Below are 13935 nucleotides of genomic sequence, written 5' to 3' on the forward strand. Positions count from 1 at the left end.
TACAAACCGCTATCAAACCACCTGCCGTGCCGCATCCAGGCGCAAGGTCAGGTCGGCGCGGCCCGGCATTTCGGCCAGGATGTGCCGGGTCAGGCGTTCGTAGAACTGGATGAAGCGGCTGACCTGGTCGTCGGTCATGGTGCCGTCGGTGGGCTTGCCCGCCGCGCGCAGCTTGGCGCGCAGGCCCTCCTCCTGTTGGATGCGCCAGCCGCGCACCACGGCGAAGTCGGGGGCGGCCAGCAGAACCAGGGCGTCCAGACGACCGAACAGGCGCTGATAGTCCCCGGCCAGGGCGGCGTTCACATGCTGACGCCACTCTCCGCCGGCATCGCGGTCCCGCTCCAGCTCATTCACCGGCGGGCCCAGGTCGGCGGCATCCTGCGGCACGGCGCCCACGCACCAGCCTTCGAACAGCACCACGTCGACCGGACCCTCGACCCAGGCGCCCTCGGCGGTGCGGCTGTCCACGGCCTTGTCGAAGCGCGGTAGCAGCGTGCGGCCCGGCGTCCCCAGCCCGTCCAGAACCGCCAGGCCCAAGCCTACGTCATGCGTGCCGGGCACGCCGCGCGTGGCCAGCAGGGGATGGACGTCACGGGCCAGATCCTGCCGCTCTTCCTTGGTCAGATACAGATCGTCCAGCGATAGTACGGCGACCCGCAGGCCCGACGCCGCCAGCCGCTCGGCCAGGCCGTCGGCCAGGGTGGACTTGCCGCTGCCCTGGGCACCGCAAATGCCCAGGATGAAGGGGCGGCGCGGCACATCATCCAGGCGCCGGCGCAGCAGGCCCTCCACCAGGTCAAGCGACGCGGTCATGCGGCACCTCGCCCGCGAAGAAGCGGTCCAGGTTGGCGGCGACCCGCATGCCCATGGCGGTGCGCGTCTCCAGCGTGGCGCTGCCCAGGTGGGGCAGCAGCACGGCGTTGGGCAAGGCGATCAGGCCGGGGTTCACCGCCGGCTCCCCCTCGAACACGTCCAGGCCGGCTGCGGCGATGGCGCCGCTGGACAGGGCCGCGATCAGGTCCGCCTCGTTCACCACGGTGCCGCGCGCAGTGTTGACCAGGATGGCGGTGGGCTTCATGCGCGCCAGCAGGGCGGCGTTCACCAGATGGCGCGTGGCCGGCCCGCCGGGGCAATGCAGGGATAGGACATCCGAGGTGGCGGCCAATTCCTCCAGGCTGTCGATATGGGCGGCGTCCAGGGCCGCCTCCATGGCCGCATCGGCCCGGCGGCGGCTGTAATAGGCGATGGACAAGCCAAAGGCCCGGGCGCGGGCCGCCGTCGCCTGGGCGATACGGCCGAAGCCCACCAGGCCCAGCCGCTTGCCCGCCAGCCCCTGGCCCAGCAGGTGGGTCGGACGCCAGCCGGTCCACTGGCCGGCGCGCAGCTCCCGCTCCCCCTCGCCCGCGCGGCGGCTGGCCATCAGCATCAGCAGGATGGCCAGGTCCGCGGTGGCGTCGGTCAGCACGTCTGGCGTGTTGGTGACGACGATGCCGGCGGCCTTGGCCGCCTCCAGGTCGATATGCTCGAAGCCGGCGCCGAAGTTGCCCAGGATGCGCACCCGGGCATCCGGGGCCGCCAGGATGGCGGCGCCAATCCGGTCGGTGACCGTGGGGCAGATGGCATCATACCGGCCCATGGCCTCGGTCAGTTCAGCGGCGCTCAACGGCCGGTCGCCAGGGTCCACGGAGACGTCGTAGCGCTGGCGCAGGTGCGCCTCCACGGCGTCGGGCCAGCGGCGGGTCAGCAGGATCTTCGGGGCCATGGCGCTTCCTGTTCAGGCGGTGGGCGGGATGGGCGGGCATCATAGCCCTAAATCACCGGGGCGCAGCCACGACAGAGGACCCAGCCCCGTCGGGGCGGAAGACGCGGCCGAACAATGGGGCCTGGGAATTAGCGGGGAGCAGGTCGGTCATCATCGGAGGCCTCAGCGCCGCTGGAACATGGGCGGCCGCTTCTCCTTGAAGGCGGCGCGGCCTTCCGCCGCGTCGGCGGTGGCGAAGCAGATGGTCTGCAGATCGCGCTCATACGCCATGGCCTGTTCCAGAGGCATGGAGAAGGCGGCCCGCAGGTTCAGCTTGGCCGTTTCGGCCGCGATGGGCGCCCGGGCGGCGATGGTGGCGGCCAGCGCCTGGGCGCGGGGCAGCAGGGCCGCCGGCTCCACCACCTCGCTGACCAGGCCCCAAGCCAGCGCCCGGGCGGCATCGACCGGATCGCCCGTCATGATCATCAGGGCGGCGTTGGAGGCCCCGATGGAATGGGCCAGGAAAGCCGCCATGCCGCCGCCGCCGATCCAGCCCAGCTTGATCTCCGGCGCCGCGAACTGGGCGTTGGTGGCGGCGATGCGGATGTCGCAGGACAGCGCCGTCTCCAGCCCGCCGCCGAAGGCATAGCCGTTGACGGCGGCGATGGTGGGTTTCAGGCAATGGTGGATGGCGTCGCAATAGTCGGCGCGGTTGCGGAAATCCCAGGGTGTCGCATAACTGTCCAGTTCCCCGATGTCCGACCCGCAGCAGAACGACCGTTCGCCCTCCCCGGTGATGACCACGGCGCGGATGGTGTCGCTGCCGTTGCATTCGGTGACGGCGCCGGTCAGGGCCTTTGCCATCTCCGGCGTGACGGAGTTCAGCTTCTGCGGACGGTTGAGCGTCAGGGTGGCGACGTGGCCATCCACGCTGAACAACACTTCATCGGTCAATTCATCTCTCCATGCCCGGCTGGCGGGACGCGGCGTACAGGCTCTGCAAGTCGTCGATGACGGCGCCGTGCGGCCGCCCGTCGGCCAGGGCGGCGCGGATCAGGGCCGAAGCCGCGGTCTGGAAGGGGATGGCGCCGGGATGGCGGGGCCGGACGAAGGCGGCCTCCAGCGTGGCGGCGGTGTCGCGGTAGAAACCGCCCCAATGGTCGTTGACGCGCGCGTCGGCCCAGGCGGAGCTCAGGCTGGGCTGCCCATCATGGTCGGGGATGAAGCCGGCCTGGGCGCCGGCCGACATCAGCCAGCGCAGATGGTCCAGCAAGGCCGGAGTGACCTGGGCACGGGTGGTGATGCCGATGCCCGTGCCGCCCAGGGTCGATCCCGGCCGGCCACCCGGCGCCTGCCGGGGGGCATCGGCATAGCGCAGCGGACGGCCGCCCGCCTCAGCGCGGGTGTAATTGACATAGCCGTAGATCAGCGGGCACAGCGCCACATCGTCCGCCGCTGCCATGCGGCCCAGGATGCCGATGGGGTTCAGGTCGGCCAGCGCCGCCGGGCTGGCCGCCGCCAGCCGCGCCATCAGGTCCAGCGCCGCCACGCCCGTCGCCCGCCCGACGAAGCACTCGGGATCGGCCTCCGCCGGTGGTTCGCCCAGGGCCACGCAGATGGACTGAAACGACAGGACCGCGTGCGGCCCGGCCAGGGACAGCGCTACGGGTCGTCGCCCGGCCAGGGCCGCCACCTCATCCCAGGTCGCCGGCGGGGGCCCGTCGACCAAGTCGGGGCGATAGGCCATCACCTGGGTGGCGGCATCCAGCGGCAGGGCCCAGTGCCGGCCACCGTAGCGATAACTGGACAGGCAAGGGCCGATGACGTCCCGGCCCCAGGCCGTGATCTCATCGGTGCCGAACAGCGCCTCCAGCGGCACCAGGCACTGGCCGGCCACGGCGTCGCCCACATGGGGATGGTCCAGCACGATCAGATCATAGCGCCGGCACAGTTCCGCGATGGGGTGCTTCTCGAAGTCCTCCAGCGAGTGGCGATCCCAGGACAGGGCCAGCCCGTCGCGCGCCGGGTCCAGCGCGCCGCCCGCCGCCGCCAGGGCGTTGTAACCGCGTGGATGGTCCCAGGTCAGGGCGCGGTAATGGGGCACATCATTCGACATGGGCAGGCTCACGGCACCCCCACGACACCGGCGGCCAGCAGCCGCTCGATATCCACCTGCGACAGGGACAGACCCTCCAGCACCTCGCGCGTGTGTTCGCCTACCAGGGGGGCGCCACGGTCCAGCACCGCCGGCGTCTTCGAGAAGCGGATGGGGAAGCCGGGCGTTTTCACCCGGCCTTCGGTCGGGTGGTCATAGGTGATGAAGGTGCCGTTGTGGGCGATCTGCGGGTCGGCCACCAGGTCGGCATAGCCGTAGACCGGCCCGCACCAGATGTCATGGGCGCGGAACAGTTCCAGCCACTCGGCGGAACTGCGGCCCAGCAGCCGGATGCGAACGCAGGCGACAATCTCGTCCCGGAACTTCCAGCTGTCCGCCTCGTCGTTCAAGCCCTGCAAAAACGGCTCGTCGATCAGCTTGCCCAGCTTGTCCAGCCCGGCCATGGCGACGACGATATAGCTGTCGGCCGTCTTGAACACGCCGTAGGGGGCGCGGATGTAGCAATGGGCGTGTGCCTCGGCCGAGCGGGTCTGCGGCTTGCTGCCCACGGTGAAGACGGACAGTTCCTGCATCTGGAGGGTGGTGATGGCGTCCAGCATGTTGACCTGGACCAGTTGCCCCTCCCCCGTCCGCTCCCGGTGCAGCAGGGCGGCCAGCGCACCCTCGAACGCCGTGTAGGCGGTGATGGCGTCCACCAGGTACTGGCCGGCCGGCTGCGGCGGCTGGTCGGCGCTGCCGGCCGACAGCATGGCGCCGGACAGCGCCTGCAACAGCAGGTCCTGCCCCGGGTAGTTCACATAAGGGCCGTCCTCGCCATAGCCGGACATGGAGACATAGACCAGGCCCGGGTTGATGGCCGACAGCGCCTCATAATCCACGCCTAGGCGCTTTGCCACGCCAGGGCGGTAGTTCTGCAGGAAGACGTCGGCGTCCTTCACCAGGTCCAGCAGGATCTGCCGGCCCTCCGGCGCCTTCAGGTCCACGGCCAGGGAGCGCTTGTTGCGGTTCAGCGACAGGAAGGAGACGTTGATCTTGTTGCCGCGGGCGCCGCCGGCCGAGGCGTGGCGCTGCCATTCGCCGCTGGTCGGTTCCACCTTGATGACATCGGCGCCGAGATCGCCCAGGCGCTGCGCCGCGAAGGGGCCGGCCATGGCGATGGAACAGTCGAGAACGCGGTATCCGCTGAGGATGCCCATGATGGTGTCGTCCTAGGACAAATTGGAATGGAAGGAAGGGAGGCGGCCATGGCGGAGGGGTCAGTGCATGACCCAGCCGCCATCGACGTTCAGGGTCTGGCCGCTGATGAAGCCGGCGGCGTCCGACGCCAGGAAAGACAGGGCGGCCGCGATGTCGCCGGGGTGGCCGCGCCGCTTTACCGACTGGTGGTCCAGCACGAAGCGGGTATAGCCCTCCGGATCCGGGTGGATCTTCTCCGCGTCCGTGGGGAAGGCGCCGGGGGACAGCGCGTTGACGGTGACGCCGTAGGCGCCGAATTCCCGCGCCCAGGCCCGCGTCAGGCCGACCAGGGCGCCCTTGGATGCAACGTAGGGCGACAGGTTGGCCCAGCCGCCGTAGAAGGTGATGCTGGCGATGTTGATGATGCGGCCCCAGCCCCGGGCTCGCATGTGGGGCAGCGCCACCTGCACCGCCACGATGCCGGCGTCAACGTTCACGCGCTGGACCGCCTGGTGATCCTCCACGCTGTAGTCCTCGAACGGCTTCGCCGGATAGATCGCGGCGTTGTTGATGACGACATCCAGCCCGCCCAGCGCCGCCGCCTGGTCCGCCAGCAGGGCACGGAAACCCGTCAGGTCCGACAGGTCGGCCTGGAGGGGCACCAGCCGGCCGGCACCGATGTCCGCAGCGGCGTCCGCCAGGGCCGCGAGCTTGGTGGCGTCATGATCGACGGCCACCACGGTTGCGCCCTCGCGCAGGAAATGCAGGGCGGCGGGCAGGCCCAGGCCGCCGGCGGCACCGGTATACAGGATGATCTTGGCCTCGATGGACATCGGCTGCTTCCTCACGCGCGGATGATGGGGCGGAACTCGCCCGAGGGTGGGGGATAGTCGGCGTCCGGCTGGCGGGCGATGGCCTGGATGCGCGCCACGGACGCGGCCACGGACGCGGCGTCCGGCAGAATGCGGAAGACGCTGTCGTAGCGCCGCTCCTCCTCATGCTCCAGCCAGATCAGTTCATCGCGCCGCTTGGCGAAGGGCTTGCCGAAGACGTGGTTGGTGGAGGGCTCGATGCCCAGGGCGTAGTGGCCCTGCTGCAGGTTCTGCCATTCATACATGGCCGGGAACTGGCGCTTGTCCGTCTCCACCTCCAGGCCGAAGCCGATGGCTTCGTTCACCAGGGCGACGGGCACGCGATTGTCCGCATTGGCCGCCATCTCGTGCTGCCAGACCTGCTCATGGAAATCGCGCCGCGGCGCCGGCAGGGTACGGTAGCCCACCCCCTGCTTGCGGTAATCGTCCCCCGCGTGGGAGGCCCAGACCACGTCACGGATGGGCGCCACATAGCGCGACCCTTCCGCCAGCACCGGATGCCCGACGTTGATGTGGTAACAGTACATGTGCGGTGTGCGGTAGAAGCCATGGTTGACCACCCGGTCATGCAGGCGGATTTCGTCCGTACCCACCTTGGCCTCGACGCGGCGGATCAGGTGCAGGTCCTCCCCGAACACGGTGGATTGCTGCACCACGCCCTCCGCCCACAGCCAGCAGTCCTCCCCTTCCCAGCGCTCGCCATAGCCGGTGAGGCGCGCGGGAATGGTGCCGATGCGGCCATGGAGGGAGGATTTGACGCCCCTGCGCGGGCCATAAACGTAATGGTCGGCCGCATCCTCATCCATGAACAGGATGTGGTCCAAGCCGCAGGTGACCAGCAGGCCGGAGAAGGAGCGGAACCAGCCCAGGCCGCCCTCCCCCTCATACTCATGCAGGCCGGGATGGCGGAAGCCGGACGGGGAATGCCATCCGACGGCGCGGCCGTTATGTTCGCAATCCGCGATGTCCATGGCCCGGTCGACCAGGACGGTGAAGCGCAGCCCCGTGCCCGTGCGGAATTCCAGCAGGCGCACGCCGCGCTCGACACCATCGCCCAGGATCATCAGCCGCACGCCGGCGAATTGGGAGAGGGAACCCGTGTGGGCCGCGACATCGCGGCGGGACCGGACCTGTCCGTAAAGGCTGACCATCCCGTATCCTCCGTCAGTCTGGTCTTGGGGCTTGCTGGCCTTGGGGGCTTGCTTTTTTGGCGCCTGGATTTCGGGGATTAAGGCCTCCAAACGCGGCCTTGTCAATTCAGAAGCGCCATGTGATATCTCAGATATCAAAATAAAAACTTCAGAAGGTGCGAAATGAGCGACACACACCGGCTGTGCTTCACCGTGGACTTGCGGGACGACGCAGAGCTGATGGCCCGCTACAAGGCCTGGCATGGGCCGGGCGCCGTGCCGAAGCCAGTGGTCGATGCCATCCGGAAAGATGGCATCCGCGACCTGGAAATTTGGCTGTACGGCACGCGCATGGTGCTGATCATGGAGGTCGGCCCCGACTTCGACCCCGTGGCCAAGGCGGCCAGCGACGCAGCCAACCCCGAGGTCCAGGAATGGGAGCGGCTGATGGGCACGTTCCAGCAGCCCCTGCCCGGCACACCGGCCGGCCAGACTTGGGTCGCCATGGAATGCATCCACTCCCTGAAGGAGCAGGCGTGACGAGAGGGAGCGCCGTGAACCCGGCCGCCATCAACGCCGCGGCGCCTCGTCCTGCTGGATGCCGGAGCGTTCCATCACCGCCCGCGCGCCGGCCGGCCAGGCGTCGCCCTTGACCTCGACATTGTCGGCCAGACGGTTGTTGAGATAGTCGGTCAGCGTTCCCCGCGCCCGCCCGTCGCGGAACCAGTTGCCCGAGGCCAGATCGTCCATGGCCGTGCGACGGGGAAGGTTGAAGTCCAGGGTGTTGACGTTCAGCCAGACATCGACCTTGTCGACGACGTTGTTGCGCACGGTCAGGTACCGCGACCCCTCATCCAGGTAGAGACCGATGCCGCCGGGGACGTCGTAAATGTAATTCTCGGCGATCAGGCCGCCGGGATCGGCCGAAAGATGGTAGATGGCGCCGCCGTCCCCATACCATTGCTTCACGGAATGCACGCGGTTCCCGACGATGACGGCGTCACGCAGGATGGTGGGCGTGTCGTAGACCAAATTGCCCGGCTGGTCGTAATAACCGCGCTCCCGCGTCCGATAGGCAGAGCTTCCGCCCGGGTCGTTGACGCCCCAGCCCCAGCCAACATCGATCCCGTCATAGGGCGTGTCCGACACGTCGTTATGCAGGATCACCGGCGCCGTCGCATAGGTGACCAGGATGGCCGCCTGTTCCCGATAGTCTTGCGACACGGTCCTGATCCGGTTGTTGCGGATCAGGATGTCGCGGACACCCATTTCGGGACGCGGCGGATGGTGGGCATCCGGCGTGACACCGCCCACCATGATGGCGCCGCCCGACAGGTCGGTGAACAGGTTGCGCGACACCTCGACAGCGATGGCGCCCAGCCCGATGCCGCTGTCATTGGCATCGGCATTGTTGCCGATGCCCAGCGCCACCTGCCCCAGGTGCGCGAACTCGCCCCCCTCGAACAGGATGCGGGTCGCGGCGGCCACCTGGATCGCCGCCGGCTGCTGGCGCCAGTGGTTGCGGGCGGCCTCGAACGCCCAGCAGCCCCACGAGCAGTCCCGTATCGGCTCCTGGGGATAGTCGGGAAGCTGGCCGGCCAGGAAGGCGCCGCTCTGCTGGCTGGCATAGCCCTGCGGGCCGGATGGTTCCAGCCAGCTGGTATTCTGGAAGCTCACTCCCTTGAACTGCAGATCCTTGACCGGCACGTCATAGGTGCCGGCGATGGAGACCAGCATCGACAGGCGCGGCAGAACCACCGACGCCGTGCCCAAGTCCTCCCCGGCGCGGGGCTTGTAATAGAGACGGCCGGCGGCCGGATCGGCATACCACTGGCCGGGGTCACGCAGGAAGGCCAGGGCGTTGACCAGGAAAAGCCGGGCGGAGGCCTCGGAAACCGGCCGGGCGATGGTGTCATAGCCGATGATGTTGTTCCGCCAACCCGGCTGCTGCATGACGATGCGGTCGCCCTCGATCCGTTCCACCATCGCGTGCCGGTCGGTGAACCAGCCCGTACCCTCGACCTCGATCCGCTTCTGGTCCGGCACGTCGGCCAAGGCCCGCCAGGCCGGGTCGACGATCTCCATCCCCCAGTCGTGGAAGCGGAAGGCCTGGCGCCCCACCTCCAGCGTCGCCCGACGGGCCAGCCGGTCATTGACCCAGATCTGGCGCGGGTCGACGCCGCGCGGGATGTCGGCCGCCCATATCCCCTTGGCCGGATCGGCCAACCGCCAGCCGGTCACCGTGTCGCCGCCGGAAATCACCGGCTTGGCCCCGTCCGCCGCCTCCCAGCGCACCAGGTGCCCCGCCTGCCCGCCATCGGCCGCGGAGAAGCGCAGCGGCTCCGCCAGGCGATAAACCCCGTCGGCCAGCCGCACGATGACGTCCCGGTCGCGGTTCAGGTCCCGCACGGCGGCCTGGGCACGGGCCAGCGTGGCGAAGGGGTGGGCCGGCGACCCGTCGCCCGTGTCGGACCCGGTGGGCGATACCGACAGGACCACGGGCGGCGGCGTGGGCCGTTGCGGGATCTTGATGGTCGCTAGCAGCTTTTCCCCGTACAGCCGTTCCGGCTGATGGCCGGGGGGCAGGTCGGGGGTGGGCAAATCGGGGGCGGTTGCTGTCTGCGACCACCCCGGCGCCGATGTCAAAAGCAGAGCCAACAGGCTGAGACGCGCCGCATATGATCCCATCGCTCATCCCCTTACAGGCTTTGTTTTCAAGACGCCGGCCGCCTCAGCGTACCGACCGGATCGGCAACACGAAGAACGAGGAGGCGAAGACGAAGAGGATGGCCGCGATGAACAGCACGCTGTAATCGCCACCGGACAAGCCCAGCAACCAAGCCGACATGACGGGACTGATGGCCTGCGGAATATTGATGGCCGTGGTCAGGATGCCCAGATCCTTGCCGGTGGACCCGGTGTCGCGGGGCAGCACCTGCGTCATCAGCGCCATGTCCACCGCCGTGAACGCGCCGTAGCCCAGCCCGACGATGCCGGCATAGAGGTACATCCCCTCCACCGTCGGGATGACCAGCGGGACCACGCAGGCCGCCGCCATGATGACGGAGGAGAAGAAGACGAAGGGCTTGCGCCGCCCCACCCTGTCCGACAGGAAGCCGGAAACCAGGCCGGAGAACAGCAGCATGACGAAGGTGATGGCGGAGATGTTGCCGATGACGACGTTGGCCTGATCCACCGACAGCTGGATGTAGTCCCGCAGGATGTAGAGCTGGTAGGTCACCACCCCCTGGTATCCCATGTAGATCGTGAAGCGGCCCAGGAAGGCCCAGCCGAAATCAGGATACTGGCGCGGATTGATCCAGAAGCTGCGCAGGAAGCCCGGCAGGCTGAAGGGCGCGGGCTTGAGGTGTTCGGACGGCACCTCACGGTTCAGGAAAACGAAGGCGACGCAGCAGGCCGCGACGGCCAGGGCGAAGACCAGGTAGCCTAGCACCAACTGGCTGGCCAGTTGCCCCGCCACGATGATGCCCACCGTGCCACCTGCCGTCATGCCCGCCCCGATGAAGCCCGAGGCGGTCCCCCGATTGGCCGGCGCGAAGCGGTCGGCCACTACGGTGGATAATGGCCCCTGCATGGCGTTGTAGGCGATGGCCGCCATCACCCACAGCACGGTGATGGACCACAGGGACGTGACCAGCGACACGCCGAACAGGCACATCGACCCGATGAGGGAGGCCAGCGCGATCCACGGCGACCGCCGGCCCCAGCGCGACCGCGTGCGGTCGGACAGGGCGCCGGCGATGGGGGTGGTCAGCGTCGAGAAGATGGACGTGATGGACATGACGATGGCGAGGTTCGCCGCCTTCGCCGCCGGATCCAGCGCCGCCACCTGGTTGGGCAGCAGCACCGAGATGACCCCGTTGTAGAGGGCCAGCAGCACGAAAAAATTGATCAGCAGCGACCAGAGCAGGACCCAACGCCGCCGACCCGCGACATGCTGGCTGGTGTCTTCCGCCGGGGCGGAAGGAAGGGGGACGTCCATGGGAATGTCGCTCATCTTTGGTTGATCTCTCCCTGACTGCCATCATGACCGGCCCTCTTGGGTGGGGCCGCTGCCGATCAAGTGCCTATCGATGCATTATCCGCCGCCCAGCCGGTAGACCCGCCGCGCCGTCTCCCGGCAGACGGCGTGCCGCTCCGCCTGGGTCCAGTCCGCGGCGATGTCCTGGAACAGCGTCAGCCACGCCGGGTAGCCGCCGGCCAGGTCCACCACCGGCCAGTCGCCGCCGAACAGGCAGCGCCCGGCACCGAAGCAGGCCAGGACATGGTCGATATAGGGCCGCAAATCCTCCACCCGCCAGCCGTCCCACCGCGCCTGGGTGGTCAGGCCGGAGATCTTGCAGGCCAGGTTGGGGAAGCGCGCCAGCCGGGCCACGGCCTCGGCCCAGCCGTCGGCCCGGATGTCACCGCCGTGAGTGGCGATGTCGGGCTTGCCCAGGTGATCCAGCACGGTGACGGCATCCGGCACCGCCGCGTACAGATGGTCCAAGGCATGGGCCAGATCCCGCAGCTGCGGCGCGCGGGCGCAGATGTCCAGGCTGAACCCCGCCTTCGCCGCCCGCACCATGCCGTCCAGGTGGTCAGGGTCGGTGACGAAGGCCAGCGGTTCGTTCTGCACCGACCGGCGCACGCCCCGCACCAAGGGCCGTGCGGCCAGGGCGTCGATCGCCGCCTGCGCCCCCGCCCCCCGTTCCAAGGGCGCGAAGGCCACGATGCCGCCCACCGGTACCCGGTCCGCCAGGCCGGCGACCCAGTCGACCTCATCCAGCGCCTGGGCCGGATCGCAGTCCGCCTGCACGAACACCGCCTGCTCGACAGGCAATCCCAACGCCGCCCATTCCGCCGGGGTGTGCGGCCCGGCGATGGAGGGAACGTGGGACAGCCAGTCGTAGCGCAGGCGCGCCGGATCCCAGAAATGCAGATGGGCGTCGATCAGCATGGGCTTATCCCGCGCGCGCAAGGCGGACCTGCGGCGGGGCGGCGCCCAGGTCGGCGCGGTCCAGGATGGCCGGCCGACGCCAAACGTGCCGCGCCTCCTCGCTCAGCACCAGGCCGTGGCCCGGCGCCTCCCGACCGTAAATGTAGCCGTCCTCCAGGCGGTAGCTCTCCTCCACCAGATGGTCGAAGTTCTGATAGGAGTATTCCAGCCACTCGACCTCCGGCAGGGCCAAGGCCATGTTGACGCCGACCTCCAGGAAGGAGTTGCCCAAAGTCACCGGCACCACCTTCTCCGCCGCCAGCCAACCGATGCGCATGACGTCGGTGACGTGGCCGTGGACGTTCAGCATGTCGGCCCCGCCCGCCTCGATCAGCGCGCGCTTGCCCGACACGTCCAGATATTCGCCGCTGTTGATCAGGGTGCGGCCGGCCGTCTGGCGCAGCAGGCGCAGGCCGTCGAAATCGTTGCGCTGGATGGGATCCTCCAGCCAGAAGATCTCGTGCCCGGCCTTGCGCATCAGCTCCAGGTTCAGGATGGCCTGCTTGGGTGACCAGGCCTCGTTGGCGTCCACCATCACGGTGGCGTCAGGCCCCACGGCCTGCTTCAGCAGATCCAGGCGGTGGATGTCGCGCCCGATCTCAGGATGGCCCACCTTGATCTTGAAGGCGGTGAAGCCCTCGGACGCGGCATGGGCGAACAGGTCCTGGAACGCCCCATCGTCCAGGTGGAAATCCAGGCCGGACGCATAGGCGCGCACCTTCTGCTTGCGGGCACCCAGCAACCGCCACAGCGGCAGGCCCACAGACTTGGCGAACAGATCCCAGACGGCCTGCTGGAACGCTTCCTCGAACGGCAGGGTATAGCGCCGGGCGATGCCGCCGCGCGGCCGGGTCACCCGATGGGCCAGGGCACCGGACTGCTGCCCCTCCACCCCGGGCCACACCTCCGACTGGAAGACGCGGATGATCTCCGCCTCCTCCGGCAGGGGGAAGAACAGCGACTGAACGAATCCCAGGCCCGTCGACCCGTCGGAACCGACCAGTTCCAGGGCTGCGACATGAACGTCGTCGGTACGGACTTGGCTATCCCCGATGACCCGATCTCGGGCAAACTGGAATCGTGTGATGCGGAAGTCGACGATCTGCATTTTCACCGCTACACTCTATTCAGATATCGATATCTGAAATATCAGGACACGAATTAGATATGGCAGCGGCACGCAAAAAGCAAGCGGCAAACGCGGCGATCGAGGACACCGGCAGCGCCCCGGAGGGCAAGCGCCTGAGTGAGATCGCCTACAGCGCCATCCTGGAAGGGCTGTTCGCCCGCAAGGTGCCGGCCGGCGCCTTCGTGTCGCAGAATGACCTGGTGCAGTTGCTGGGCATCCCGGTGCAGCCCTTGCGCGACGCGCTGCGCGTGCTGGAGGCGGAAGGGGTGCTGACCATCCATCCCCGCTCCGGCATCCAGTTCCTGAAGCCGGACTTCGAATTCGCCCGATCCACCTATCAGTTCCGCTCCATCATAGAGCGCGCGGCCGCCCGCACCTATGCGGAAACCGGCGACGCGGCGGAGATCGCGGCCCTGCTGGCCGACCACCAGGCCCTGATCGCCGCCATAGAAAAGGATGGCCTGACCCCCGCCCTGACCCAGACGCTGGAAGGGCTGGAGCAGCGTTTCCACGGCGCCATGATCGCCTGCCTGCGCAACCCGCTGATCGAGACGACGGCCCGCCGGCTGAAGAACTACGTCACCCTGATCCGGCTGGAACGGCTGATCACCCAGCCGCTGGCCCTGCGTACCTTGAATGAGCATATCGAGGTGCTGCGAGCCTGCACCGACCGCGACGGCGACCGGGCGGAAGCGGCGCTGACCGTACACTTCCAGGCGGCCCTGCAACGCATCCTGGGCATGTTCTGAGTCTGCGGTCGCGCGCCGTTGAC

The 13935-nt window shown here is 68.5% G+C and carries 13 protein-coding genes; 2 read left to right on the forward strand and 11 right to left on the reverse strand.

Annotated features, from left to right (window positions below):
* Window positions 1-12: 12 nt before the first annotated feature.
* The 7 genes from P5F91_RS20365 to P5F91_RS20395 form a co-directional block, all read right to left on the reverse strand.
* Window positions 13-813: a kinase gene (locus P5F91_RS20365; protein WP_145612058.1), complete on the reverse strand. Its 801-nt coding sequence runs from the start codon at window positions 811-813 to the stop codon at window positions 13-15.
* Window positions 797-1762: a 2-hydroxyacid dehydrogenase gene (locus P5F91_RS20370; RefSeq protein ID WP_277908112.1), complete on the reverse strand. Its 966-nt coding sequence runs from the start codon at window positions 1760-1762 to the stop codon at window positions 797-799. Before P5F91_RS20370 ends, P5F91_RS20365 begins: the two co-directional genes overlap by 17 nt.
* A 162-nt stretch (window positions 1763-1924) precedes the next feature.
* Entirely contained in the window at window positions 1925-2695 is a 771-nt protein-coding gene (locus P5F91_RS20375; protein WP_277908113.1) for an enoyl-CoA hydratase/isomerase family protein, read from the reverse strand.
* Between the two features lies 1 nt (window position 2696).
* A complete protein-coding gene (locus P5F91_RS20380; protein WP_277908114.1) occupies window positions 2697-3857 on the reverse strand; it encodes an extracellular solute-binding protein in 1161 nt (386 codons plus the stop codon).
* A gap of 8 nt (window positions 3858-3865) precedes the next feature.
* Window positions 3866-5053, reverse strand: a complete 1188-nt coding sequence (locus P5F91_RS20385) for a CaiB/BaiF CoA transferase family protein (protein WP_277908115.1) — start codon at window positions 5051-5053, stop codon at window positions 3866-3868.
* A 60-nt stretch (window positions 5054-5113) separates the two neighbouring features.
* Window positions 5114-5866, reverse strand: a complete 753-nt coding sequence (locus P5F91_RS20390) for an SDR family NAD(P)-dependent oxidoreductase (RefSeq protein ID WP_277908116.1) — start codon at window positions 5864-5866, stop codon at window positions 5114-5116.
* Between the two features lie 11 nt (window positions 5867-5877).
* Window positions 5878-7056: an aldose 1-epimerase family protein gene (locus P5F91_RS20395; protein ID WP_277908117.1), complete on the reverse strand. Its 1179-nt coding sequence runs from the start codon at window positions 7054-7056 to the stop codon at window positions 5878-5880.
* A 162-nt stretch (window positions 7057-7218) separates the two neighbouring features.
* Between P5F91_RS20395 and P5F91_RS20400 the strand changes: the two genes are divergently transcribed.
* Entirely contained in the window at window positions 7219-7575 is a 357-nt protein-coding gene (locus P5F91_RS20400; protein ID WP_145612065.1) for an L-rhamnose mutarotase, read from the forward strand.
* A 30-nt stretch (window positions 7576-7605) separates the two neighbouring features.
* Here the strand turns inward: P5F91_RS20400 and P5F91_RS20405 are convergent, their stop codons facing one another.
* The 4 genes from P5F91_RS20405 to P5F91_RS20420 form a co-directional block, all read right to left on the reverse strand.
* Window positions 7606-9723 (reverse strand): right-handed parallel beta-helix repeat-containing protein, encoded by a 2118-nt coding sequence (locus P5F91_RS20405; RefSeq protein WP_277908118.1) that lies wholly within the window; start codon window positions 9721-9723, stop codon window positions 7606-7608.
* 43 nt (window positions 9724-9766) lie between these two features.
* Window positions 9767-11053 carry an MFS transporter gene (locus tag P5F91_RS20410; protein WP_145612067.1) on the reverse strand — a complete coding sequence of 429 codons (1287 nt, stop codon included), beginning with the start codon at window positions 11051-11053 and terminating at the stop codon, window positions 9767-9769.
* An 81-nt stretch (window positions 11054-11134) separates the two neighbouring features.
* Window positions 11135-11995: an amidohydrolase family protein gene (locus P5F91_RS20415; RefSeq protein ID WP_211106994.1), complete on the reverse strand. Its 861-nt coding sequence runs from the start codon at window positions 11993-11995 to the stop codon at window positions 11135-11137.
* 4 nt (window positions 11996-11999) lie between these two features.
* A complete protein-coding gene (locus P5F91_RS20420) occupies window positions 12000-13142 on the reverse strand; it encodes a mandelate racemase/muconate lactonizing enzyme family protein (RefSeq protein ID WP_277908167.1) in 1143 nt (380 codons plus the stop codon).
* 59 nt (window positions 13143-13201) lie between these two features.
* Between P5F91_RS20420 and P5F91_RS20425 the strand changes: the two genes are divergently transcribed.
* Window positions 13202-13912 carry a GntR family transcriptional regulator gene (locus tag P5F91_RS20425; RefSeq protein WP_277908119.1) on the forward strand — a complete coding sequence of 237 codons (711 nt, stop codon included), beginning with the start codon at window positions 13202-13204 and terminating at the stop codon, window positions 13910-13912.
* Window positions 13913-13935 lie beyond the last annotated feature (23 nt).

It is taken from the genome of Nitrospirillum amazonense (genome assembly GCF_029594735.1).
Lineage (GTDB): Bacteria > Pseudomonadota > Alphaproteobacteria > Azospirillales > Azospirillaceae > Nitrospirillum > Nitrospirillum amazonense.